The sequence below is a fragment of the Chlamydiota bacterium genome, from assembly GCA_016178055.1.
Lineage (GTDB): Bacteria > Auribacterota > JACPWU01 > JACPWU01 > JACPWU01 > JACOUC01.
Window position 1 is genome coordinate 1 of record JACOUC010000045.1, and the last position, 25,660, is coordinate 25,660.

21 protein-coding genes and 1 tRNA gene are annotated in these 25,660 nt (G+C 41.9%); 9 read left to right on the forward strand and 13 right to left on the reverse strand.

Annotated elements, in window-relative coordinates; genetic code table 11:
• The first annotated feature begins 32 nt into the window (after positions 1–32).
• The 4 genes from HYS07_06690 to HYS07_06705 all read left to right on the forward strand — a co-directional run bounded on the left by HYS07_06690 (position 33) and on the right by HYS07_06705 (position 1,826).
• Positions 33–114: transfer RNA gene (locus HYS07_06690), tRNA-Leu, on the forward strand.
• Positions 115–370: 256 nt separating this feature from the next.
• Complete coding sequence (locus HYS07_06695; protein ID MBI1870861.1) at positions 371–739, forward strand: nucleotidyltransferase domain-containing protein; 369 nt, start codon at positions 371–373, stop codon at positions 737–739.
• The gene (locus tag HYS07_06700; GenBank protein MBI1870862.1) at positions 693–1,103 is read left to right on the forward strand and encodes a HEPN domain-containing protein; all 411 of its coding nucleotides are present in this window, start codon (positions 693–695) and stop codon (positions 1,101–1,103) included. The genes HYS07_06695 and HYS07_06700 overlap by 47 nt, the downstream gene beginning before the upstream one ends.
• A 6-nt stretch (positions 1,104–1,109) precedes the next feature.
• Positions 1,110–1,826, forward strand: coding sequence for an SDR family NAD(P)-dependent oxidoreductase (locus HYS07_06705; protein ID MBI1870863.1), 717 nt, complete (start codon positions 1,110–1,112; stop codon positions 1,824–1,826).
• 67 nt (positions 1,827–1,893) lie between these two features.
• On the opposite strand, the gene HYS07_06710 is transcribed toward HYS07_06705, so the two are convergent.
• From HYS07_06710 to HYS07_06730, 5 genes are all read right to left on the reverse strand, one after another.
• Positions 1,894–2,073, reverse strand: a complete 180-nt coding sequence (locus HYS07_06710) for a hypothetical protein (protein ID MBI1870864.1) — start codon at positions 2,071–2,073, stop codon at positions 1,894–1,896.
• A gap of 14 nt (positions 2,074–2,087) precedes the next feature.
• Complete coding sequence (locus tag HYS07_06715; protein ID MBI1870865.1) at positions 2,088–3,263, reverse strand: chromate transporter; 1,176 nt, start codon at positions 3,261–3,263, stop codon at positions 2,088–2,090.
• Positions 3,256–3,885: a hypothetical protein gene (locus tag HYS07_06720; protein ID MBI1870866.1), complete on the reverse strand. Its 630-nt coding sequence runs from the start codon at positions 3,883–3,885 to the stop codon at positions 3,256–3,258. The genes HYS07_06715 and HYS07_06720 overlap by 8 nt, the downstream gene beginning before the upstream one ends.
• Positions 3,882–4,817 carry a DUF1259 domain-containing protein gene (locus HYS07_06725; protein MBI1870867.1) on the reverse strand — a complete coding sequence of 312 codons (936 nt, stop codon included), beginning with the start codon at positions 4,815–4,817 and terminating at the stop codon, positions 3,882–3,884. Before HYS07_06725 ends, HYS07_06720 begins: the two co-directional genes overlap by 4 nt.
• Before the next feature lie 185 nt (positions 4,818–5,002).
• Positions 5,003–5,584, reverse strand: coding sequence for a TlpA family protein disulfide reductase (locus HYS07_06730; GenBank protein MBI1870868.1), 582 nt, complete (start codon positions 5,582–5,584; stop codon positions 5,003–5,005).
• A 185-nt stretch (positions 5,585–5,769) separates the two neighbouring features.
• Here HYS07_06730 and HYS07_06735 point away from each other — a divergent pair, with 185 nt between their 5' ends.
• The 3 genes from HYS07_06735 (at position 5,770) to HYS07_06745 (ending at position 7,797) form a co-directional block, all read left to right on the forward strand.
• The gene (locus HYS07_06735) at positions 5,770–6,078 is read left to right on the forward strand and encodes a DUF4258 domain-containing protein (GenBank protein MBI1870869.1); all 309 of its coding nucleotides are present in this window, start codon (positions 5,770–5,772) and stop codon (positions 6,076–6,078) included.
• Positions 6,075–6,314, forward strand: coding sequence for a YgiT-type zinc finger protein (locus tag HYS07_06740; protein MBI1870870.1), 240 nt, complete (start codon positions 6,075–6,077; stop codon positions 6,312–6,314). Before HYS07_06735 ends, HYS07_06740 begins: the two co-directional genes overlap by 4 nt.
• Before the next feature lie 337 nt (positions 6,315–6,651).
• Positions 6,652–7,797: an ATP-binding protein gene (locus HYS07_06745; protein ID MBI1870871.1), complete on the forward strand. Its 1,146-nt coding sequence runs from the start codon at positions 6,652–6,654 to the stop codon at positions 7,795–7,797.
• A gap of 182 nt (positions 7,798–7,979) precedes the next feature.
• On the opposite strand, the gene HYS07_06750 is transcribed toward HYS07_06745, so the two are convergent.
• The 8 genes from HYS07_06750 to HYS07_06785 all read right to left on the reverse strand — a co-directional run bounded on the left by HYS07_06750 (position 7,980) and on the right by HYS07_06785 (position 23,074).
• Positions 7,980–17,420, reverse strand: coding sequence for a hypothetical protein (locus HYS07_06750; GenBank protein ID MBI1870872.1), 9,441 nt, complete (start codon positions 17,418–17,420; stop codon positions 7,980–7,982).
• A gap of 242 nt (positions 17,421–17,662) precedes the next feature.
• A complete protein-coding gene (locus HYS07_06755) occupies positions 17,663–18,676 on the reverse strand; it encodes a DUF4912 domain-containing protein (GenBank protein MBI1870873.1) in 1,014 nt (337 codons plus the stop codon).
• 196 nt (positions 18,677–18,872) lie between these two features.
• Positions 18,873–19,916, reverse strand: coding sequence for an Mrp/NBP35 family ATP-binding protein (locus HYS07_06760; protein MBI1870874.1), 1,044 nt, complete (start codon positions 19,914–19,916; stop codon positions 18,873–18,875).
• Between the two features lie 39 nt (positions 19,917–19,955).
• Complete coding sequence (locus HYS07_06765; protein MBI1870875.1) at positions 19,956–20,231, reverse strand: hypothetical protein; 276 nt, start codon at positions 20,229–20,231, stop codon at positions 19,956–19,958.
• Positions 20,221–20,439, reverse strand: coding sequence for a hypothetical protein (locus tag HYS07_06770; protein MBI1870876.1), 219 nt, complete (start codon positions 20,437–20,439; stop codon positions 20,221–20,223). The genes HYS07_06765 and HYS07_06770 overlap by 11 nt, the downstream gene beginning before the upstream one ends.
• Positions 20,440–20,489: 50 nt before the next feature.
• Positions 20,490–21,293, reverse strand: coding sequence for a hypothetical protein (locus HYS07_06775; GenBank protein MBI1870877.1), 804 nt, complete (start codon positions 21,291–21,293; stop codon positions 20,490–20,492).
• Positions 21,294–21,429: 136 nt separating this feature from the next.
• A complete protein-coding gene (gene era, locus HYS07_06780; GenBank protein MBI1870878.1) occupies positions 21,430–22,323 on the reverse strand; it encodes a GTPase Era in 894 nt (297 codons plus the stop codon).
• 28 nt (positions 22,324–22,351) lie between these two features.
• Complete coding sequence (locus HYS07_06785) at positions 22,352–23,074, reverse strand: RNA methyltransferase (protein ID MBI1870879.1); 723 nt, start codon at positions 23,072–23,074, stop codon at positions 22,352–22,354.
• Between the two features lie 93 nt (positions 23,075–23,167).
• Between HYS07_06785 and HYS07_06790 the strand changes: the two genes are divergently transcribed.
• Both HYS07_06790 and HYS07_06795 read left to right on the forward strand, forming a co-directional pair.
• Entirely contained in the window at positions 23,168–24,145 is a 978-nt protein-coding gene (locus tag HYS07_06790) for a patatin-like phospholipase family protein (protein MBI1870880.1), read from the forward strand.
• 127 nt (positions 24,146–24,272) lie between these two features.
• The gene (locus HYS07_06795) at positions 24,273–25,628 is read left to right on the forward strand and encodes a thiolase family protein (GenBank protein ID MBI1870881.1); all 1,356 of its coding nucleotides are present in this window, start codon (positions 24,273–24,275) and stop codon (positions 25,626–25,628) included.
• The last annotated feature ends 32 nt before the right edge of the window (positions 25,629–25,660 follow it).

Consider the following 25,660-nt stretch of genomic DNA (forward strand, 5'->3'; position numbering starts at 1 on the left):
TGTAACCTCGCTTTGCTCGGACAAAATGGGGAGGGGACGTGGTGGAACTGGCAGACACGTAGGTCTCAGAAGCCTATGGGTAAAACCGTGGGGGTTCAACTCCCCCCGTCCCCATGAAATGAGTTATAAATTGAAGCAAGACAAAACTAAGTGTAGGCGCCAAGTCTCCCCTCGCCCATTAATACAGTTCAAAATTTAATACTCAAAGTTCAAGGATTCCCCCTCGCATAAATAAAAAAAGGGGGACTTGAGGGGAGATGTGAAAGCACCGATGCGTAGCCAGTGCCAATTGCGGAATGATTAGAATTTAGATTTCATTGAAATAAGACTCCTAATACCTTAGAATTTAGACAGCTAAAGAGGATACATTATGGTCTCTTCAAAGAAACTTGTCATAAAAGATAAAATCAATTCGATGGCCCTAAAAGTCGCGAAGTATTATCATCCAGAAAAAATTATTCTGTTTGGTTCATGGGCTTGGGGCAAACCTAAAAAAGACAGCGATGTTGATTTGTTTATCATAAAAAAAGGCAGAAAAAGTTCTCTTGATATGATGAGAGATATTGACCGAATTCTCCTGGGTCGTACCATTCCGATTGATATTCTGGCTTATACACCTATTCAAGTCAAAAAACGTTATTGTATGGGCGACCCTTTTCTAAAGAAAATTCTCCAGTCAGGAAAAGTCCTTTATGAAGCAAGACCTTCCCCATCCAGACCTCGTCGACGAGTGGCTTAAAAGGGCCTATGACGATGAACTCAATATACGTTCTATTTTAAAACATAGAGACGGGACGTCTGCTGTCGTTTGTTTTTTGTCTCAACAAATGGCCGAAAAACACTTCAAGGCACTTCTATTAAAGTTGACTGGAAAACATCCAAAGGTTCATGACCTCGGACAACTTGCAGAACTCACCACACCTTACTTTAAGAAAACTGTAAAGGAATTAACGGAAGAAATGGTCCTTCTAAATCGCTATTACATCGGTACCCGTTATCCTGGAGACATTGACATTACAAGCTTTTCATGGGAAATGGCTGAAGAGGCATTTGATGCAGCTATGATTATTAAAAATTTCGTCTTAGAAAAATTATATCGTTAGGATGTTATGCTCAAAGCTATCATCATCGGCGCCAGTTCTGGAATTGGAAAGGCCTTAGCCCAGCACCTTTCCCAAAAAGGGTATACATTAGGCTTGACTGGGCGAAGAGTCGAGCTTTTGAATGAACTTAAAAAAGAGTTACCCAATCCCACCTTCATCAAACGCATGAATGTGACACAATATGAAGAGGCCATGAAGATTTTACAAGAATTGATTCAGGAAATGGGTGGGATGGATTTGATGGTGATCAATGCAGGGGTTCGTTTCTTCAATGATGCCCTTCATTGGAAAGAAGAATTTCAAACCATTAGTACTAATGTCACAGGTTTTGCAGCCATGGCCAATGTTGCTTTCAATTATTTTAAGCAACAAAATCATGGACACCTTGTTGGAATTTCTTCGATTGCAGCTTTAAAATTTAGCGGCCGAGCCCCAGCTTACTCTGCCTCCAAGGCCTTTGAACTCAACTATATGAAAGGCTTGAGGACACAGGCAGTAAAATTAAAAAAACCTATTTTTGTGACGGATGTTCGTCCTGGATTTGTGGATACAGCCATGGTTAAAGACGCCTTAAAATTTTGGGTTAGCTCTCCTGAAAAAGCGGCTCTTCAAATTTACGAAGCCATTGGTCAGAAAAAACAACATGTTTATATTACCAAACGATGGCAATTCATTGCCTGGCTCATGAAATTTTTGCCAGAATTCTTATATAAAAAAGCGTGATTCCAAAATTTTTTGAGGGAAATTGAATAAAAAGAATCCTGTCCCACTTTTAGAGGCCTCAAATTTTTCAGGCGGAGTGCTCGCATTTTGCTAACACACCCTCATCCATTGTGACAATGCGACTTGCCAGAAAACTTCCCTCTTGACGGTTATGTGTTGTATAGATAAGGATGGGGTGAAATTCTTTCTGAAGTTTCAAAATTTCTTCTACCAGCACTTTTGCTAACTCCTCATCGAGATGAGACAACGGCTCGTCCATCTTTAGGGTTTAAGAGAATTAAATTTTAAAATTAAACCCAATATTGCCGCCACAAAAATAATCAGAGGTTCTGGAACTTTTTTAGTTTTCCAGAGAATTCCGGCGGTGACGAGGGCCATCAAAGCGGTCGGAATATCTACAATCGACTTTTTTCCAATTACAAATACGGCCCCTGTAATGGCTCCTATGGCTGCGGCCGTGACCCCATTTACAAATGAATGAATGGCGGGTTTCTTTCCATATTTTTTGAAGTAGGGAGCGGGAATAATTGTGAAAAGATAACAGGGTAGGAATGTGCCTAATGCGGCCACACAAGCCCCCGGAAACCCAGCGACGAGATAGCCAATAAAGCCTACTGTAATCACCACAGGACCCGGTGTAATCATCGCCACCGCGACCGCGTCAAGAAATTGATGATCATTGAGCCAGTGATATTCTTTGACGACGCCGCCATAGAGAAAGGGGACAATGGCCAGCCCACTTCCAAATACAAATGCACCCGCCTTCGTAAAAAAAGTGAGAATATGCCATAGCACTCCATTTGAAACGGCTGTTGTTGCAGCTCCTGCTGAAATAGGGAGAGCAAAAAAAATAGAGAGTCGATGATTTTTTTTGAAAGGAGGATGTTCAACAAACCAAACGAGAAAGCCTCCGCCCAAAATTAACAAGATTTGCTCGGACTCGGTGATCGCGGTGAATGCGGCTGAGACAAGATAAATACCCCAAAGCAATTTGTCTTTTCCAATGGTCTTCTTTGTCAGCTTATAAGCACTTAAAGCAATAATCCCGATTACGCTAGATCCCACCCCATAAAAAATGGCCTGCATCCAGGAGAGCCCTCCATAGGCTTGATAAGCCCATCCCAATGCTACAACCATTAAAAAAGAGGGAAGAACGAAAGCGAGTCCAACCAAAGTCGCTCCTAAAATATGATAATCCACGTATCCCAGATAAATAGCCAACTGTGCCGCCAGAGGGCCTGGAGCTAATTGGGCTAGGGCGAGGCCTTCTTTATAATCGGATTCTGAAATCCATTTTTTCTTTTCAACAAGATCTTTAAATATATAACCAACCAGGGCGACAGGCCCGCCAAAACCGGTCGCTCCCAATTTAAGGGCATAAAGAACGAGTTGGCGCAACGAGTAGACAGGTTTTTGAGTCAGAGAGTTTTCAGTCATGATTTTCTTGCGTCCCATGACTAAAATCGTCAAACGCCGTCACACTATCCGCCTTGGTCCAAACACCTATGGCACCCGCGCCCGAGATATGGGCATCATCCGCATCAATGTAGTTTTTTCCATCGAGCGCAACGGTGATATGCTTTCCAGAAAATGTGACTTTTAGCGTATGCCACTGATTTGGAGAAACTGGAGCATCCACATATTGAATCGTTATCCGCTGTCCGTGATCGGTGTAATACAATGAGACATTGTTCTCTAAGGCGTTCGCTCTCGCGACATAATAATTGTCACCATCTTTCCAACGCCACACAATGCCTCCTGCTTGATCTTCGTTTCCAGAAATGGATTTAAATTTCACCTCTACAAATCCGTCCGAGAGGCTCACCTCCTTATTCACACACCACGGAAAATTACCCTCGCCAGATTGTTTGAGAATATTTGGGCCACTGGGGGCTCCTGAATCAGCCTCAACATTCCATAAGGGAGACCCCTTGCCGGTCACACCTGAAATCCATCCGGATGGCAATGCCCCAGACTTTACTTTGTCAAAGTTTACCGTTTCAGCAAATGAACTTGTCGTCATAAAAACCCCCACAAAAAGTAGCATGGCCTGTTTCATTTTTCCACCTCACCTTGTTTAATATTTTGAATCTCGAGAGCCTTCTTGATCCCCTTAGCCAGATTAACTGTTGAGTCCATTCCCCAGAAGTGTAAAAAAATGATTCTTGGATTTTCCATCGTCATATGATTATGAATCGCGACAATATTCATTCCAGCTCCGCGCAAGGTCTTGAGCACACCTTGAACCTCAGATTCCAGCATCGCAAAATCTCCATCCACAACAGCCTGGTCGTCATTGCCGGCAAAAGCCGCCCAGGTATTGACACCCATCGCATTCCCCATTTCATGTCCATTCATTATGGTTAATCGGCCAAAAACAATCTTATAAATATCATCTTTCATTTCACCCTTTGCGCTCAAAATGTCTTCAATGATTTTTGGATCAAGAGGTGGTTTTTTAGAATCCAATGTGTAGTGCGGACGAGACTCTGGTTTCTCCTTAATTTTTGCGAAGACCTTTCCAACAGCACCCGCTATTTTTTCTGCGTCTCCTGTTCCTCCAATATGCATAAACATCACCTTGGGGGAATCCCAGAAGAAATGATTATGTAAGGCCGTCACTTCCAACCCGTTTTCCAAAGCTACACTCATGACAGGATTCACTTGTTCTTCAAGCAATACCATGTCTCCCATCATCATGGCCTCGCTTCCCATTATTTTAAACGCGGCCCACACCGTCAGGCCCTGAGACGGAACCAATTTGATCCCGGCAACATCAATTGAAAAATCAGAACGGGGGAAACTGACTTTAAAGACATTTTCCTTTTCATCAAATTTCCCCTTGGCCCCTGTAAGGTCTTCGATTTTTTTAAAAAGGGTTTGGGTGTCGAGTTTGCCTTGACTCTCGTTGGCCGAAAAAACTTCCTGTTTCCCAGAAAATCCAAAGAACAAAAACAATAAAATAATTTTAGATAGACGAACCATTTTCATATGCTTTCCTTTCATTCTTTTAACCCAGAAATTGCAATAGGCATGAGAACCGAGACGAAACAGCTTGAGCGAGATTGGGTTGAAGAAAGCACAGACATACATGTTAATGTATGTCGAGCATTTCTGAAAGCCAAGATCGCCAAGATCTTTTGTCGAATTCCATGATCCTATTGCAATTTCTGGGTTTAATTATGACTTACCAAACCGCCCACATAACTCATAGCAAAAAGGCTCCAGATACCTATCAAAGAAAGAAGTCCATAAATCCAAGCACGTCTCCCTTGCAAAGCCTCTGACCCTTTCCACCATCGCATCAGGAAACGGCAAAATGTAATCGCAAAAAGAAAAAGGGCCAGCCAAAAATGCACTGTGACAGAACTCTCAATAGGATAAGGAATGCTTAACCATTTTGAAAGTTGTACAACATCACTTCTTTCTTTGTCCTTTGAAGTCTCCGGGATTAACTTAGAATCTGAGGCTACCCCAATGATCACCAAGCCTTCAGGCGAATATTTCTTGTGCAGTTTCATGAGTTCAGAAACTTCCTGGCGGCAAGGGGGACACCAGCTGGCAAAAAAATTTAATAGAATAGGATGTCCCTTAAATCCCTCAAGTGATAAAGAATCGCCGCCCAATGACTGAAATGTAAAAAGGGGGGCCTCCTGGCCATTAAATTCATCAGATTCAGAGGGTTTTAATGCAGCCCACGCCCCTAACTCCATACTTATAAAAATTGTCAGGAAAATCATCAGATATTTTTTCATCATATTCGTCTTACCTCCTCCCCGATTTTTGAGTTTTTTGTTTATTAATATCCGATTTTCTTTTGAAACTCTTATAGAGGCCTTCAAATAGTAAGTTGTTTATTTCTAAACACTCAAATCTTAAAATCAAGCGTTTTTAAAAATCCATCCCCCTCTTAGGCAAAAAATTATGGTACACTAGCTTGAGTATGGACATTGAATGGATCAAAAGTCAAATTCGAACTGAAACGTATTTATGGAGTTTACATGCTGATGAAGAAAGACGAAATGACCAGCTTAAAGTGGACGAAGTTACTTCAGCCCTTCTTAATGGGAAAATATTAGAAATATATCCACGGGATCGAAGAGGAGCATCATGCTTGATTTATGGAAAATCAGGCAACAGTCCTGTTCATATCGTCTGTGGGAAAAACATATTGGGTCGCTTAGTCATTATTACCGTATATAAGCCACGGATGCCTAAATGGAAAACGCCAACGGAAAGGAGCAAAACATGATTCCTTATGGTGATTGTATTCATTGCGGAGGAGAGGTTTTAGAAAAGTTAGATCGTCTTGACTATCGCTATCAAGACCAGCTTTTTATTATGGAAAATGTTCCAGTTGGAATTTGCAATCAATGTGGTGAAAAATTTTTGACAAATCAAACGGTAAAAAAACTTGATCACGCTGCATGTACTTCAGGTAAAGTGATCAAAACTATTTCTGTCCCTGTCATCTCAATCGCAGCTTAATTCAGACTTATGAAAAAATTGAGTCAATACCCTCTCTCCAGGGAAGGCATAAAACTTTCCCCATCGCTTGAGTCCTTTCAGCCAGACAAAGTAAGTACGCTTGGGCTCTATAAAAGGAAAAAACTCTGAGATAGCGATGGATGAAGCAATCTTTGGATCATACTCCTAATATATACGATAAATTAGGAGTGTTGTCTACGATAATCGATGGTCTAAGGCACCCGTGTCATGTCGCATCCCATCGATCTCTTTACATAGGTAGAATTGTCATGACGGAATTTGCATATTTAAGTTTATATATTAATTTAACATGTTATTTTAATACTATAACTTAATTATGCTTAAACGCCTGTTTCAGTTTCATGGATTAAAAAAATTGAGCTGCTTCCTCTGGGGAGCCCGTCAGGTGGGTAAAAGCACGCTTTTGAAACAGCTTTTTCCCCACCAACCCTGCTTTAACCTTTTGGATCCTCTTCTTTTTACCCAATTCACACACAGCCCCAATGCATTGAAAGAACGCCTTCTGGCGATGACGGTAGGGAACGGGCCTGTCATCATTGACGAGGTTCAGAAAATTCCTTCTCTCTTGGATGTGGTTCAACTCCTCATCGACAATCATGGGATGCAATTCATCTTGAGTGGTTCCAGTGCCAGAAAATTGAGGCGTGGCTCTGGAAATCTTTTGGGAGGAAGAGCCCTGCGCTACGAACTTCATCCTTTAACCTTTCGAGAAATTCCAAATTTTGACTTGCTTCGAGCCCTAAATCACGGGCTTTTGCCCCGTCATTATTTAGAAAATGACCCTCGAGAAATGATTTATGCCTATGTTGCAGACTACCTGAAAGAAGAGATTTTTGCAGAGGCCCTGGTGAGAAATCAGCAGGCTTTCAGTCAATTCCTAGAAAAGGCCTCTTTCAGCAATGCCCAAATTGTCAACTATACAAATATTGCCAGTGAGTGTGGCGTTAAATCGGTGACCGTAAAAGAATATTTTCAAATATTAGAAGATACTCTGATCGGTCAACATGTCCCGTCTTTTGCTCTACGCCCTAAACGGCGGGTGATCAAAGCCCCAAAATTCTATTTCTTTGATATAGGACTGGCTAACTTTTTGAGTCGTGGAGGAGAAATCATTTTTGGAAGTGAAGCTTTTGGACATGCCTTTGAACATTTTATTTTCATGGAACTTTCAGCCCATTCCCATTATTCACGTCTACGCTACCCTATTTCGTACTGGAGAACATCGTCAGGTCTAGAGGTCGATTTTGTCCTAGGAGAAGCTGAGGTTGTGATCGGAGTCAAAGGAACTCAAAACGTTCTTCCCTATCATTTGAAAGGCATCAGAGCCTTTCAGGAAGAATACCATCCAAAACAAGCCCTTGTGATCTCTCTAGAAAAAGCACCTCGTCAAGTAGAAGGAATTCACATTCTACCTTGGACCCTCTTTTTAGAAAATCTCTGGCATGGGCAATACATCAAATGAGGTAAAAACTACATCTGCACTTCTAAAGTATCCTTGTAGTCTCCCGATTTATCGGGCAAATCCATGCAGGGCGCATTGCCCCATAAATGGGGCGACTACCAATGGACGACATTTTGCGGTGAAAAATTTTTTGACGAATCAGACGGTAAAAAAACTTGATTATGTTGCACGTACTACCCTTCTTACATCTGCACGTTGCGTAAATGAGTGATTTCAGCGTTATCGCCAAATTGGTGTATTGACTTTCGTAAAGACTCTTCAGCCGAGATAGGCTTGACTCTTTCTGAATCGGCTAAAAGCTCATTCAATTCACCTGTCTTAAATTTTATTACATCCTTCTTATTAAGCTCTAAAATCGCATCGCGAAGGGCATTGGGATCTCCAACGCAGATGGCAATGAGAAGTGAAAGGAGCTCACGACCATAGCGAATTTTTTCAAAGACGCTCCTGATTTCATCATACGACGTCTGGTTATCCTGGTGAGCTATCAATAAATGTTGAACGTTCGATTTGCCAGATAGAAGTTCTGTAGCCTTTTTATCTAAAGCCTTTTTAGAATTTTCTCCTTGAAGAGAAAGAACACGAGATAAATCAATACCTAAATTTTTCGAGCGGACCAGAGTTTCTAATTCGCTTTGGCTACGAGTTCGGCTCACAATCACGACAGCACTGTTTTCAGAACGAAGTGCCGCTAATGCTTTAGCCGGCTCAATTCCCTCTCGGTTGTTCAGAAGAACATCGATATCCACTGAAAGGAGTGTGGGCTGCTCAGCCTTGCTAAAAAAACCCGAAACAATTTGAATGACCCTGTTTTGAAAACTCGCTAATCTATCCTGAAGCACCCAACGGGCCACTCCCCAAGGGACATAGCGTGCTTCAGAAACTGCAAATTGATGGGTGGCTCTGCCATAGGCACTGGCGTCCCTTTCCTCATCGCCAGCGGTCCCCCACTCGGCTCCTAAAACGCTGACAGATCCTTGCCCGTGTGTTCCCACCACATAAGCGTCCTTTCCATTGCGTGTATTGTCAATAAGACTATTTTGAAGCCCCTTAACGCGTTCGTCAAGCCGCGCCTCAGCCACAATCCTTCTTGCCTCAAGGTCAAGGCTAACGGGTTTACCGTTAAGGCCGTTCCTTCTGGCAACAATGATCTGGGCTAATTGATCTGTCACTTCATCCCTGGACGCCTCAGGATGAAAACGAAAATATGCATTGGATGCAATTCCGATTTGCCAAAGGATGTCATTAACGCTAGGATTATCTCCAAAATAATTAGTCTGAACATCTCCTTTATTTCTTAAAAATTTACTCAGCCAGTCACTTAATTTTCGATCGTCTGATTTTCGACCCCCTTTTTTACCTGTTCGAGGAAGAAGACGTCCACCGATGCGCTTTGGCTTCCCAGTTCCTTTTTTACCTGGAGCTTTTCTGGGACTCGTCTTAGGGCTACTAGCTGCTGGCGCAACAGCAGCAGCTGGGGGATGCGTCTCTAAAAATGCTACGACCTTCTGCCATTGCGCGGCATTTTCATTTCTCCAAAAACTTTCAATGTCTCTACTGACACTCCGTGGCGTATAGCCTCCCGACAACGCGGCGCTTCCTTGAGCAACAGTGAGAAAGAAATCTTTAGAGGCTGTCCCAAAAATATCCCATGTTTCCGAAGACAAAATTTTTGCAGATTTTTCAGGCCGCAAAGCGAGAGTCAAAGAAATTTCCCGTTTTTTGCGTGATTTTGATTGAACCCAATCACCAGCCCTTGCGTCCCAAAAATTTCCCCACCCTTCAGGCGAAAGACGAGCAATCTCTAAAAGGGTTTCCACTTCTAACATTTCGCGTAATTGGTCTGGTGTAGGATTTTCAGGGAAAGCCTGCCATATTCTAGATAAATCGACCTCATCCCCTTCCAAAAGCGATTGGAGTAAGGCACTTAACCTAAAATACGGGTTCGGATCGTTATTCTGTGCCGATAATTTCAAAAATTTAATAGAAAGCAATTTTTCATGAAGACTCTTGTAAAGGGGACTGGTTCGATAGTTACTAGGATCGATCTCTCTTAAATACTCCATGGTTGACATGAACGCAACGGCCATTAAAACATTAGATCGTAGCGAGGTGCTCTCACTGACTTTAACAAGCTTATTTCCCTCTCTTTTATACTTATTGTAAAAGAATTTAGTAAAAGAGTCTCTCTCTAATGGCGTTAGTATTTTATCGATATTCTCCATCATCGCTTCCGCTTGAGTCTTTTCAAGGGGCTGCGATCGAGCGTACCAAACGGCGGCCATGAGGGCATTTGCTAAATCTGATGAGGCAACAGGTCCTCTAAAAACCGCTAAAGTATCCACCCAACTTTTAATATCTCTGAATCCACTCTTGAACTTACCTCTCACAGAATCTATATCTTCTGCCGTAAGCGGAGCTTTGTCAGCGGAAGTGGCTTGAGCTGATGCTGCCGGTATTGGAGAAGGAGCCGCAGGAGCTACTTTCGGTTCTGACGATGCTGCTGCTCCCGGAGTTACAACTGCTGATTCTGCTAAAGCAGGCGAACCCCCTGCTGGCGAAAGCGTTAGAGTAACAGCCGCTGGTGGAATAAGAACACGATGAAGAGGATTTTGACTTAAACTTTCTCCTTCAATCAGGAAAGAGCCTTCAATCTTTCGCGTAGCATCGTTCTTTAATACAACAAAAATTTCGACGGACTTTGCACTGGGATAAAGAGCAATGCTCTCCCCTTCCCACTGATCACATCCCAAAGAAACTGTTCGCTCCACTCCATTCCCATCTTTGATTATAATCACAATTTCAGAAATATCTGAATTAGGTCCCAGTTTACGCGTAAAATTGAAGTAAGGATAGTTGGATAAATCTACATCCGACAACAAGGTATACTTAAGTCCCGCTTGAGCCCCAGCCTTCATCCCTGAATTAAATACATACCCTATACGCCTAACCTGTCCTTTCTCGGAATCTGAATAATTTGTCTTGAATTCAACGATAGGTCTCTGACCCGAAGGCGCATCAGCGATAGGAGTATTTACGAGAGAAAGACGATTAAAGAAGGTAATAGCATTGGAGCCATTTGTTCTAGAATCAGGCTGCTGTGCCAGTGGCAATTCGAGAATCGGACGCAGTCGATCTTGTGTTCCTTCCCTTATCAAAAAAGAAAGAAGCTCTTGACCGGCGGTTCGAATATTTGAAGTACCTTTTGATTTTGCTAATACTTCTCCTAAGGCAAACAGTCCCCGCAAAGGATTTTTGAAATCTGCTGCGTTCACTTTTCTGAGTCGCATTACAGATCCATCAGGACTCAACCGAAGGGTTAAAGAAGCATCCTCATCATTGAAAGAGGCAGACTTAAGCAAAGCCTTAGCAATACCATGGGCATAGACCTCCCATGCAGGGGAAAGATCATTGAGTCCCGAGATAAGAATCATTTGGAGTGTCTCGAGAGAGGGAGGGCCTGAAGGGGTGTGTAAAAGACCGATCCAGTCCGGATTGTATTGTTCTGGTTTTGCCTGAATTTGTTCAAGCAGAACTACTAATAGGTTATATGGATTTTCTCCGTGATCGCTTAGCAGGCTTCGCCTCAAAGCATAAAAATTTTGAGCATTAAATATTTTCTTTGCTCGCCCGAGTAAGATAGAATTATTAGAATCAACACTTATTAAATAATTCATGACCGTAATAAGCCCAAAAGCGATGTCAGTATTTGTCTGAGTCGAAGTAGCATCGCTTGTTCTAGTCGCTGTTTCATTAACCCTATAACTGTCATAGAAAAACCCATCAGAGGATAATTTTTGCGTTATTTCTAAAGCTTCGAGAACTTTTAAAATCATTTCTCTTGCTTCATCATCCGTTTGAATAAAATTCAATTGCCGAGCTTGAACGATGGCCTTAAGTCTTAAAGCCAAATCCTCTGATTGAACATCACCTGACACAGACTTGCTAAATGTGTCTTTCACCCGTGCCCACAACCGCTCGCATTTTAACTGAACGAGTTCGACTTGATCATGGGTGAACTCACCTGACTTTGCATTTTCTTCTTTTGGAGGTATTGAAATTGTCCGAATTTCAGCAGTAGGAGTAGATACAGGACCTGTCCTCCTTACTCCAGAACCAGGAGTAAAACTAAGCTGAAATGTTGCTTGCAAAGGACCCCCCACTAAAGAAGGAGGGGCATTGGGTGCACCTGTCCCTACCCGTGTACTCAAGCGCCACGCTCCAATAGGAGAGAAATATCCGTAACCCGCTTCAACATACCAAGGAGGCAAAGCTGGGTTACTAGAGATTATTTCATAACTCACATTCCCACGGGCGGAAAGATCACCATCAGATACGGGAAGAGCAGGAATAGGAAGAGACTGCCCTTGAAAGGCAAAATTAATTCGGTGGTTGTCCCTGGTATACCATCCCTCAAGAACAGGCGCTCCATAGAGCGATAAATCTCCCCAATGATGCGTAACTCTTCCATCAGTTCCGAGAGAGGGAAAAATCAATTCGCGACTAAAAGATAAAGCGAAAAAATTAAGACCTAATTGTATCCCCCAAGATTTCTTATCGAAACGAGCATAGGGTTGAACAGAGAAAAGAGGGTCAGAAATCGAACGAATAACCAATCCACCCCGCCCATCCTGATCCACTTCTAAAAGCCCCGTCCATCCCAAATAGAGAGGATTCAAAAAACGATGTTGAAGAACATCATTTCCCCCACTCGCCAACCATGTTTGAAAATAAGAATCTGGATAAAAAGCGTATCTAACCCCAGTACGCATGATTATCTTATCTTTATTATCCTTTAAATCTTTCAAAATCCAATCTTCAGCAGCAGCATTAATGGATAACTCACTGGCATCAAAAGGCAATCCATAAAAACCGCCATTGACTTTTTGATAAATCAATCTTCCATTTACATCAATAACAAGTACACGATGACGTCCTTTTAAAGACTTTCGGAACTCACGTCCTATTTCCGTACCAAAATACGGATGCACTCCATCTAAATAAGAATCACTCAAAACATCTAATCCAAACATCATCCTCAATCTTAATCTTTCTAGCCCAAAATCTATCACTCCATGCCCATAAATGTCAGAATAAGGAACTTGGAGCAATTGCAAATCCGCCAAACCCTGAGGCCTCAAATAGTCTGAGAAGACAGGAGAGTTAACATCAAACAGAGAACCCATAGGATTAACCAAGCCTCTTCCTCCGTGAAGAGAGAGACGTATCCTCCTAAGAGGAAGGCTATCAAATCCAAAATCAAATGAGCTAAGCCCGAAAGCTCCAACTGGAGTTCCAGCTTGCAGTGTGAAGGTAAGAGGTGGATTTTTCTGATCTTGAGCTTGGGCCGTTGCATCAGGTTTCGCCACAGGAGCAGAAGCCGCAGTCGCACTCCCTGGAGCTCCTGGAGCTGGTGCAGCTTCAACAACAGGCGAAGGAGCGGGTGTGGGAGCTGGAGTGGATGATTGAGCTTGAGCAAAATGCGACATAAACAATAACGCAAGACTTAATAAAGTCGCTCGAGCAAATTTTGGCATGCGTCTAAAAGATTTAGAAGCGATAAAAATCAAAGGCAAAAGAGGAAGAAGAATAACTTGTAAAGAGGGGACCGTTATTAAAGCTAAAATGGCACCTGCAAAGAGAAGAGAAAGAACAGCTCCTAAACCAAAAATTTGAATCTTTCCGGACGGTGTTCCTCCTCCACTTCCTTTAGAGGAGGGAACAATGAGTGATCCTTTATTATCCGACTCACCCTTGGCTTTAGCTAAACTCGGATGGCTATTTGGATCTCTTGGATCAGTGCCTGACTGATATTCCTGCAAACTTGTAAAACCATCTCCGTCAGGATCTAAGCTTGCATCGTTATATCTGGGGTCCAACTTATAGTCTAGTTCAAACCTATCGCTTATCCCATCACTATCCGAATCTGGCTTTATTGGATTCAAAGCTTGCTTATATTCTTCACTTGCTGGTACACCATCTAAATCATCATCAGAGTCGGGATCAAATACTCCATAAGCTGCTTCCCAAGCATCTGAAAGTCCATCTCCATCTAAATCCGTATCGTCCCATAGTGGATCCGTTGCATTGCTGGCTTCATCTCTATTTTTAACTCCATCATTATCAGTGTCATAACCTCCATCATCAGAGTCGCAATAATCAAATCCATATTTAGCTTCATATCCATCTTTCATTCCGTCATCATCTGTATCAGCATCAAGTGGATCTACAGGATAATAGTGAGAACCAGTATGAAACTGGGAATAAAAATAAATTTCATACCAGTCATCAAGGTCATCACCGTCCGTATCTTGTAAAAACGGATCTGTGCCATTCGCCTGTTCTTCCCCATCAACAAGATTGTCATCATCAGTATCGGCGAGAACCGGATCTGTTCCATACTCGTTTAATTCAAATCCATCCTTCAACCCATCATTGTCTGTATCTTCGTTGTTAGGATCAGTTTCATTTTCATATTCTTCAACATTGGTTAACCCATCATCATCCACATCCTCTGATGCGTCAGGTTCATTGGGAAGCAAATCATTTTCCACTTCCCAGCCATCTGGCATTTGATCTCCATCGGAATCTGAATTTAAGGGATCCGTCCCATAAGTATTGACTTCCTCTCCATCATCTAAACCATCTCCATCCGTATCTGCTTTTTCAGGATTTGTACCTAATTCAGCCTCTTCGGCGTCTGTCAAGCCATCCCCATCTCTATCGGGAGCTAGCGTGGGAGAAGGACTTCCCTGAATAGGAGTTGCACTAGGGGTTGGACTCACTCCAGTAGCATCATCATCGCCTGAAGTTGCATCATCGTCTCCTGCTGTAACATCATCATCCCCTGAAGTTGCATCATCGTCTCCTGCTGTAACATCATCATCCCCTGAAGTTGCATCATCGTCTCCTGCTGTAACATCATCATCATCCCCTGAAGTTGCATCATCGTCTCCTACTGTAACATCATCATCCCCTGAAGTTGTATCGTCGTCTCCTGATGTAACATCATCATCACCAGGCAATGATCCATCGTCATCGCCGGCGATCTCGCTTGAATCGTCGTCACCCGCACCTGGAACGGTTCCATCAGGAGGAAGACAGCCTATTCCACAAAGGACCATTAAGGTTAGAAGAGCCGTTGCTACAACAGTAAAATATGCTCGAAGAGGTCTTCTAATTGCTACCTGAGGAGCGGGGCTTCCTTCTTCAGAGGCGGAAGGAGTAACAGAAGATGGTTCTTTATAATTAAACAATACCTTAAGCACATTCTTTGAATCTACGTTTTCCCCTCTGTAGCCTTTGATAACTAATACACCATCAAGATATCTAGTTGCAAGCTCATGCGTCCTATCATCCGCCAATAAAACACGTATTTGAGGATAGGTCAGTTCCATCATCTGCTCAAATGTTTCAGCGGTTAGTGGCTGAACAGATTGAGGTTGAGAAGGTTCTCGTTCAACTTCTGATTGAATCCTGGCTTCTAGTGCTTCAACCACATCTTCAATGGTTTGCGCCAAGCGCCCTATTTCTTCTTTCTTAGTTGGATCGGATAAAGCCTGACTCCAAGCCTGGACGAGGGCTGAATGGTCCATTTTAGAATCATCAACCATTTCGAAACCTAAGTGCTCAAGCAATTCTTTAAAATGGCCAGGTAAAACCTGTGCCATTGCTGATAACGACATATCCTTTAAAGACTCTCTCGCCCCACCTAAAAACCCAGACTGCTCTTCCATTTTTCTAAAATAGAGACTTCGATCATCGGCATGATTCGTGCGTGGTCTAATCACCCAATAACCGATTTTGGCTTCCTTTAAGGATTCTTTTAAACCCGCGGTGTGAAAGCCCCCCACTACGAGAGCTGCATGCGTCAACTTTTTTTCTTCAAGCAAGCTAGAAATTTTTTTCTGAAATATTTGATCTCTCTCAAGAACCTTTTCATAGAATTTTCCCGCCATTTCAATGCTTTCGCCAAAGTCGGGAGATTCATAGTCTATTGCTTCCTTTTTGGCTAACTTACCAAGTTGAATTAGAAAGCCTTCAACAAAGTCATTGGGACCAACTTTGCTCGAGGCTCGAGGCTCGAGGCTCGAGGAAAAAACGCTCGAGGCCAAAGGCTCGAGGCTCGAGGTAAATGCTTCTCCAGTTTTTGCTTTTGCTTCGAGCTTCGAGCCTCGAGCCTCGAGCCCGTCTTTTGCTTCGAGCTGTTTAATGTCTTCCCTACTCCCCTCAAGCCGTAAAATTCGCTCAAGAGTCTGATACGACTTCTCAAGCTCTAACAAATTTTTCTCATCATCATTTTTGACAAGGGCAAGAGTGACTTTCTCCTCGGCCTTCTTCATTTCCCCTTCTAATTTTTCCCATGAAATTTGTTTCATAAGCTCTATTTGCTGAAAGAGAAGTTTGAGATTGGAATAGCTCGAGGCTAATACTTTGCTCGAGGCTCGAGGCTCGAGGCTCGAGGAAAAAACGCTCGAGGCCAAAGGCTCGAGGCTCGAGGTAAATGCTTCTCCAGTTTTTGCTTTTGCTTCGAGCTTCGAGCCTCGAGCCTCGAGCCTTTCTAAGTATTGACTTAGAAAGAGATAATGATCCCCGTCACTCTCCTGACCCAAGCGATGCTCTAAAACATGTCGCAACACATTTGACAACTCGTCCTTAGGAAGTTTCTGTTCAAGAACTTCAAGAAAATGGAGATATTCTTTTTCCAAGGCTCGATGATCGATTCCAAACTCTAAATCAGAAAGCTTCGCATAATAGCCCATCGTTGGAAAATTGACTGATACGTCTTGGCCAAAAGAATTCTCATATCTCTGAAGCAATTCATTAAAATAGACTTGAAGATCTATTTTATGTTCTCGATATTCTTTAACCTTTTGAGTCCATTCCTGGATTGAACGAGAGAAAATCTTTTTTTCAAGCCCACTCATCGTCTCCTTTAATGTCTGCCAAGTATGATCTTGAAGGGCTTTTTCTTCTAAAAATTTCCCCATCCACTTCACATTGTCGACATAAACCGATAAATCTTCGACTCCAAGACCTTGTGCCTTGTCCGGACCCTCTGTGATGAGGAAAGATTCCACGGCATCAATATCACTTCTCTGAAGAAATTTTTCTTGTGCAATTTGTAAGGCTTTTTTATCAGGGAAGGTATCAAAAAAAGACATATCCATCTTTCCTTCGGCTGCTTCGCAGAGGACGTAAAAAGGCTGACTCGAGGCTCGAGGCTCGAGGCTCGAGGTAAATGCTTCTTCAGTTTTTGTTTTTGCCTCCAGCTTCGAGCTTCGAGCCTCGAGCTGCTTTTGCAATATCCTTAAAATTCCCCTTATGCTCGTCTGCGCTTCAGGGTTACAATGAATATCTTCAATCAGAAAAAGAACCGGTCGGTCGGGAAAAACATTTTTTTCAATGACTTCTCCAAAATCACTGGGGATTTTTAAACGATCGAGAGCTTCATTTAATTCGGGTGAGGCTTGATCAATCTCCCAGTGACTCATTTCAATCGGGGATGATTTTGCAATGGGTTGAGTAATATTTGAATCCTGAGCAAAAGTAAAAGTGCAGTCGTAAGACACAAAGGATAAGCAGAGGACAAAAGTAATTATTTTACTAACAAATTTGCGCATAGCATTCCTAATATGAATCAGCAGTTCTGTTATAACTGTTATAATATGAGGGTGAATCAAATCACACCACGGGTTACTAAGATAGACACCTTCTGATGTAAAAAAGTAAAAATAAAAATAAAAAAATTAAGGGCCGAGGCTATATCCCAAGTAAGATAGCATCTTCTACCTATTCGTCCAAAATATATTTGATTAAGAAGTTCCGTGATGGAATAAAACATAACAGGCTGTAAAGCAATAGCTTATGTTTTTAAGACAGGTTTGGAAATCTCAGTATTTCTTTGAACCACCGGAGTGATCGTTCTTTCTTCCACCCCATCGCTGGAACGAGCTGTAGCAGGGATTGGGAAATGACCATCTGGAAGAGCAAAACGCAAAGAAAAAGTTCCGTCGGGTCGTAGTGGAATGGAACGCCCCCCCACAGTGACTTCAGCATCAGGTTCCGTTGCTCCATAAACAATTAATTCTGTGTTGAGCACAAACCAGAACGATCTCTCTTTCTTTTTGATAGGATTAACGGGACTTCCTCCAAAACTGGATACAGCACCCGAGGATAAATTTTCCTTAAAATTTTTCTCCATCAACTCTTTTAACTCATGAGAACTTGTTCCCACTTTAAATCCACCGGACAAGGCATACATTTTCTCAGATTCCCTACTCATCCAATGTTCATCGACCACCTCAGAAACTCCAACTCGGGGTAGGGTCACGGTATTTGAACGGGCGAGAGAAAAGAATCGACCTATCGCATCAAGTAAACCAATATCAACCCGAAAGGATTTTGTCGGAGCATTGACATGGATATACCAATTGCCAATAAAAAACTGAACCTCAATATCAAAAAACTGATTCGCTCCCTCTCCCCCTTCTAACCCCGTCACATCACAAACTCTTAAAACGGTCTTTGCCTCATTCTTTTTGCATCCTAAAAACCTCAAACCCTCTTCCACACGATCTGGCGTCACTTCCCAATAACTGTAAATCCAATAAGGATCAACCACCATAAGCGTAATATAATTTCGGTCATATTTTTCGGGCAATTCTTTTCCAGAGGGAGCTAGCGGATACGAAGACGGACCGACAAAAAATTTAGCATCCTCAATTTTTTCTTGAACCGTTTCAGACACTTCAGGCGTTTTAAGCTGTTGAGGAGGCTCTTTAACCGAAAGGGTCTCATTTTTCTTTAAATCTTCTTTGATGGCAATTGCACTAGCAGAACTTAACTTATTTGTCTTTTGCTTCGTATTTTTTTCCATCTAAAAATAGCCCCCCTCATTTTTGAAATAGTCCTATTTTTAAAAGCATCTGCAGTCTCAAATTCTTGAAACACTTTACCAAAACCAAAACAAACTTAACAACTATGAAAACAATTAAAATTTAAAATGTCTCTTTTGCAATCGCATTAGAAATTTTGGATTTTAGGTTGTCATTTTGCATTTTGACTTTTGAATTTTAAATTAATACGCTATTTTCATCTACTTTTCGAGCAATTTCTAAAAAAGCTTTTGAAACTTCCGAAGTAGGTAAACTCACAACAATGGGAATTCCATCATCTCCACCCAAACGAATCGCGGGATCAATGGGAATCTCTCCTAAAAAAGGAACGTTCAGGCGCTTTGCTTCTCGAAGTCCTCCTCCCTGACTAAAAATATCTGTCTTATGGTGACAGTGAGAGCAAATGAAATAGCTCATATTTTCAACAATTCCTAAAATTTCTACTTCCAACTTTTGAAACATCAAAACCCCTTTTTTAGCATCGAGAAGAGCAACATCTTGTGGCGTAGTGACAATCACAGCCCCTTTAAGGGGTGCAAGCTGAACCAAGGAAATATGGGCATCTCCGGTCCCTGGTGGAAGATCCACCACCAGATAATCTAGCTCCCCCCACTGACAATCATTCAAGAGTTGACGAATAGCTCCTGTCACCATGGGGCCCCGCCAAATCACGGGGTTATCTCCCTCTAAGAAAAATCCTAAGGACATCATTGAAATTCCATGCTTAACATGCGGAAGCAATTTATTATGATCCGTCACCCGAGGTTTTTCCTGAACACCCATCATCATTGGAACACTCGGTCCATAAATATCCGCATCTAATAATCCCACCTTTTTTCCCAATTGTTGAAGGGCACAAGCCAGATTAACAGCCACGGTTGATTTCCCAACGCCCCCTTTTCCACTGGCGACTGCAATCAAATTCTTAACCCCTGGAATCTCTCGCCTTTCAAGTACGGTACGATCAGCTTTGGTGCGCTCGAGCGCTTGAACAATTTCAAACTGAATGGATTTTACTTCTTGAAGGCTGGATAAAACTTTTTGACATTCATTTTGAATCCATTGCCGCTTTTCAACAGGTTCAGAGGTAAAGGCGAGAACAACTTTAACTTGGGGCCATTCAACAATAACCTCCTTCACCACTCCAAACGAAACAATGTCCCGGCTAAAACCTGGATAGTGAATGGTTTTTAATCTTTCTAAAATAGTTTCTTGGGTCATTAAATGAACCTCGTTTAAAACAAAAATAATCTACTTTTTCTACAGACGAGACAATAATTTTGCATCATCATCATGAGAACCAATCCAAAACCAAATTATTTCATTCTCAATTTGAACACCTATAGCCCGATATTCTAGAGTAATCCGAACAGAATATATAGGTTTTGTTGAATGAACACGCTTATAACGCAAACTAGGATAGAAGGGATTTTGTTTAAATTGCTTATAGGCATCCCGAGCTTGAGACTGAACTTCTTTAGGCAATTTAGCGAAGGCTTTACGAAAACGCTCCGTTGTAGGGAAGTCATAAACGATCAAGATCTAGAGTTTGTGTTTTCTTTTTCTGGTGTTCTCTTGAAGCTTCGTTACTTAATTTTTCTAACATCTCTTCTGAATCAGCAAAAGCCTTGTCCCACCGATGCTCGGACGAAAGCTCATCCAACAACCATTTGGCCAACGCGTTCTGTTCCATTTCAGAAAGCTTTCCAACTTTAGTAAATACTCTACTCAAAAGCTGTGTCACGATGATCACCTCTTCTCGCTTCAACGATAACATCCCTTAAAGAAAAAACTTTAACCATTCACTTCAAAAATGGTTTTCGTTGAAACATTTAAAATTCTTAAATGCTCAAAAGGAAATTTTTTATAGGTATGACAAACTTTTTTGACTGTCTCTTGAATGGTCTCTTTTAACCAGTCGAGAGATTCTGGATCTTTCTTTGCTTCGATGACCAAGGCAAAAAGATTTTCTCCTAATTGATTTTCAGGGTCCTCTTTGGGAAAATACATTCCCCAGAATCGATCGATGTCTCTTTGGGGGCCCTGAGCGCCTTGAGAGTTCTTTTTAAAAACCGTTTGATATTTTTCTCGAATTTGTTTTGAAATGAGATGAACCAAAAAATCTTCCCATTTGACTTCTTCAAGCTGCGGTTCTTTTCCTTCATATGTTCTACGAATTAAAACCTCTCGCGACCAATATTCATTGACGGAAATTCCTTCATATTGCAAAAGTTTTTCATCCTGAAAAGTCCGAATATAATCCAATTCCTCTCTCGAATCTTCCCCGGTGATCCTATAACGAATAAAGTCTACATTGGCATCACTGCTCAAGAGAACCCGGGTCGCAACAAATTTAATCTTTCCAATATTGCTCCAGATTTTTTTATCAACCAGACCATCCTCACCCCATAATTTTTTGAAATGAGCTGAGATTCCTAGCGTCTTTCCTTGAAGTTTTGCTTCAGCATCCAAGGCATATTCCTCTTTAAGAATTTCCTGAAAAGAGGATTCAAGAGAGAGTTTTGGATAGGAGACCTTTTGGCAACCCGCTAGATTAATGATAAGCGAAAAAACAAGCAGAGTTAGGGAAAATTTCATTCTCACATGCCTCCTACATTTTGATAAGAATTAGAGCATTTTACATGCCAGAAATCAAGAAGTGTAATCTGTTGAGGGGACGCATATTAGAAAAAGAATATTTTTTATAAGAACGAAACTGCTCCATTTTAGAAATTTATTGTTCTAAATTAAACCCCAACCGCTTCAGTGCCTGCTCATCCTTTCGCCAATCTTTTAAAACTTTCACCCAAAGATCTAAATAAACTTTCGTAGAGAGAAATTTTTCAATTTCCTTGCGGCTTTCCTCCCCTATTTTTTTAAGCATTTTCCCTTCTCCCCCAATCAAAATTCCTTTTTGAGAATCTTTTTCGACAAAGAGATTGGCCTTGATATACCACAAATTCTTTTCGGTTCTCTCCTTCATTTCTTCAATCTTGATGGCCACTCCATGAGGAACCTCTTGATGAAGAAAGAGAAGGACCTTTTCGCGAATGATTTCACCAATAAAAAAGCGCTCATTTCGATCCGAAACATCCGATTCTGGATAATAAGGCTCGCCCTCCGGAAGATATTCAAGAATATGATTCAAAAGATCATCCAGGTTCTTTCCCGTCAGACAAGAAATATCCATCACTTTTTTAAAGGGAAGAAGCTTCGAAAATTTTTCTATCATCAAAGGAATTTCATCTTCTCTCATGAGATCAATTTTATTAACGAGGCCTATGACAGGTTTAGAAATTCCTGAAAGCAATTGGAAAAAATCCTGATCTTGAGATCGAACTCCATCAACATCATTCATCAAAAGAACAAGATCTGCTTCTTCCAACGAACTCTTGGCCGCGACCCTCATATGTTTTTCTAAAGCATTCTTCTCTTTTTGGAAGCCGGGCGTATCGACAAAAATAATTTGGGCATCTGAACGCGTTAAAATTCCAAGCGTCTTATGACGAGTCGTTCCAGGTTTGGGATTGACAATAGAAAGTTTTTGACCCAGCAATTGATTCATCAATGTGGATTTTCCCACATTCGGCTTCCCGAGAATTGCTACGTAACCGGATTTATACATCATTCACTCTGTCTTCATTAATTTTTCACTTTTAACTTTTCACTTTTAACTTTCTTTCAATGGTCGAACAGATTCCCCGCAAGATTCGTATATCTCTTGCACTAAGCAAAGCCCGACCCAAAAAATTTCGAATGGATTCCATCAGTCGTTCAGGCTTCCCCCGTGTAAAATAACCGATTTGAAATAAAGTTTTTTCAAGATGCCCGTACATCCCTTCCAGAGCTTTCATCCCCACAAAATCTTCCGATTTGGATTGAAACTTTTCAATGCGAGCACGATAGATTTCATAAGAATAAATCATGACGGCCTGAGCCAAATTCAAAGACGGGAAATGAGCGTGCGAGGGAATGGTCGATAAATTTTGGCAAAGCGCCAGCTCCGCATTTTCTAGGCCCTTATCTTCAGGGCCAAACACAATTGCAATTTTTGATTGTGAATGAACGCCCTTGATTTTTTCTACAACTTCGCGGGGGGATAAGGTTTGATTAAATCTTCTTCGATGCCTTCGAGTCGTTGCAATCGTCCAACGAAAGGGTTTAAGGGCCTCCTTTAAATCGCTATAAATTTTGGCCTTTCCTAAAATAGATAAATCCCCAACCGCCATTTTTTTGAGTTCAGGATTGTTCAAATCGCATGGGTCCACCAAAACAAGATGGGTTAATCCCCCATTTCCCATCGCCCTTAAAACAGACCCAATATTTCCAGGGTTTTGCGGGTGAACAAGAACGATGGATATGTTTTCTAGCTTTGTCATGAGCGACACTATAGAACCTCAATCCCCATGGAATCAAGTCCAAAAATGCATCCATTTCATTTGCAGGGACTTAAAGTATGAAGTATATTGGATATGGGTCTTATGCATGTTCATGAGAAACCGACAAAGATTAAAATCGGCCTTGCTCTGGGCGGCGGGGGTGCAAGGGGTTTGGCTCATATTGGTGTTTTAAAAGCACTCCAAGAAGCCAAGATTCCCCTTCATTTAATCGCCGGAACCAGTATGGGAGCCATCATTGGAGGCACTTTTGCTATTTATCCAAATCACAAGACCTTAGAAGAAAAACTGTTTGGATTTTTGGAAAAGGAAGCCCTCTTTCGTCTGGAGTCCACTTTTCTCAAAACCGAAGAGGATACCCGCCATATAGGTCTTAAGAGACTTGCCAATTTCTTGCGAGAGATTTACTTATGGAAAATAAGATCTAGCAAGAAGTGGATTGTTGACTCTGTTCTGGTTGAAAAATTGATTCATGAGCTCGTCGGCGAAGAGAGCTTTGATGCCTGCAAAATTCCCTTTGTAGCCCTGGCCACAGATCTTTATTCAGGGGAAAAAATTATTTTGGGACATGGAAAATTAAAAGAAGCCATTCTTGCAAGCGCTGCCATTCCTGGAACCCTGGAGCCTGTTGAACTCTATGGACGACTCCTGGCCGATGGAGGAATTATTGAACCGATTCCGGTCAAGGTTGCAAAAGACATGGGAATGGATATTGTGATTGCTGTTGATGTAGGGAAAGAAGTAAAAAAGCGAAAGAAATTTAGAAATTTGATTGATATTGTAGTTCAGGCGGAAAACATTAAGGCCTATGAGCTGAGCAAAATGAAGATTTCCCCTGCCGATATTATCATTGAACCTGAAGTGGGACATATCAGTTGGGCGCATTTCTCAAAGGCCCAAGAATGTATCCGGCGAGGCGAGATTGCTACGTGGAATGTGCTGCCGCGATTGAAGGTGTTGATTGCACAACTTGAGCGCAAGAAGTTTTTTGGAAAGATTTTGCCCTTTGCAAAAAAGCTCACGGAAGGGAAAATAGTGGATGGAGAACCATGAAACACAGTTCAAAGTTCAAAGCTCAAAGTTCAAAGTTCAAAAAACCTTGGCTTGCGTTTGAGTTTTGCTTTTTTGAACTTTAAACTTTTAACTTTTAACTTTAAACTGTGTTTTTAAGGAGACGACCATGGAAATCATCAAAAAGCGAATTGTACTAGCCTGTGGCATGAGAACCCCCATTGGTCATATCAATAAGAGCTTGGCGGATTTAAGGCCCGATGAAATGGGAACAATGGCGATTCGTTCAGTCATAGAAAAAGCAAAAATTGATCCCAAACTTGTTGACGGGGTTTTAATGGGTTGGGTGGGACAATTAAGTAATGCCCCCAACATTGCACGAGTTTGTGCCTTAAATGCAGGAATGTCAGAGCAGTCTGTGGCCTTCACACTTCATGTCAATTGTGTTTCAGGAATTGAAGCCGTTGCCTCGGCTGCCCGCCAAATTCTGGTTGGAGAAGGAGAACTGTTTATCGCCGGAGGAACAGAAAGCATGAGTTCCTTCCCCTATACCATTCGAGGGGCTCGAAGATATCGTGGATTAAAAACACTCAACGATGTAAAGAAAAATTGGAATACCCTTTTAGAAGATCCTCATATTGAGATTGGGGACTGCATGCTAGAAGGATTAAGAGACCCCGTCAAAGGAATGATCATGGCTGAGACCGCTGAAATCCTCGCCCAATTGTATGATATTTCAAGGGACGAGCAGGATCATTATGCCGTTGAAAGTTACAGGCGGGCCATTGAAGGTATTCGAAAAGGGGTTTTTAAACCCTATGTTTCTCCAGTGATTAAAAATGGAACCGTCCTTTTAAGCGAGGATGAGAATCCTCTACAGCGAGAAAATTTTGTTCTCGACCCTGAAAAAGCTAAAAAGGCCCCTGCCCTGTTTGACAATGAGGCCTATCCCTTCAAAAATTTTTGGGCAAGTTATGGCCATGAAATTAGAGGGAAAAAATATATCGATGGAAAAACTCACGGAACGATTACAGCCTTTAACTCCTGCCCTCGAAGCGACGGAGCTGCAGCAGTGATTGTGACCACAGATACAAAAGCAAAGGAGCTTGGACTCGATATTATTGCAGAACTCAAAAGTTGGGGCTTTACAGGCGTCAATCCAGCCCTCATGGGCGTGGGACCGACATTTGCGACAGAAAAGGCCCTTGAGAGGGCTAAAGTCTCTTTTGACAAGCTAGACATCCTAGAGCTTCATGAGGCGTTCGCAGCTGGATGTCTGGCCATTTTTAAAGTCGGACAAAATAAATTTGGGCATCACTGGCAAGAAAAATGGAAAGCGGGTCAAGTGAACCCTTATGGAGGGTCTATTGCCCTCGGGCATCCCCTCGCCGCATCAGGAACAAGAATTCTTCTGAATCTTGGATACGAATTAAAAGCATCTCCTAAGGGTAAATTGGGGCTGGCAGCAGCCTGTGCAGCAGGTGGGGTCTCAGGAAGTGCCGTGTTGGAAAAATATGAAGGGTGAAAAATCAAATATCAAAAGTCAAAAATCAAAAT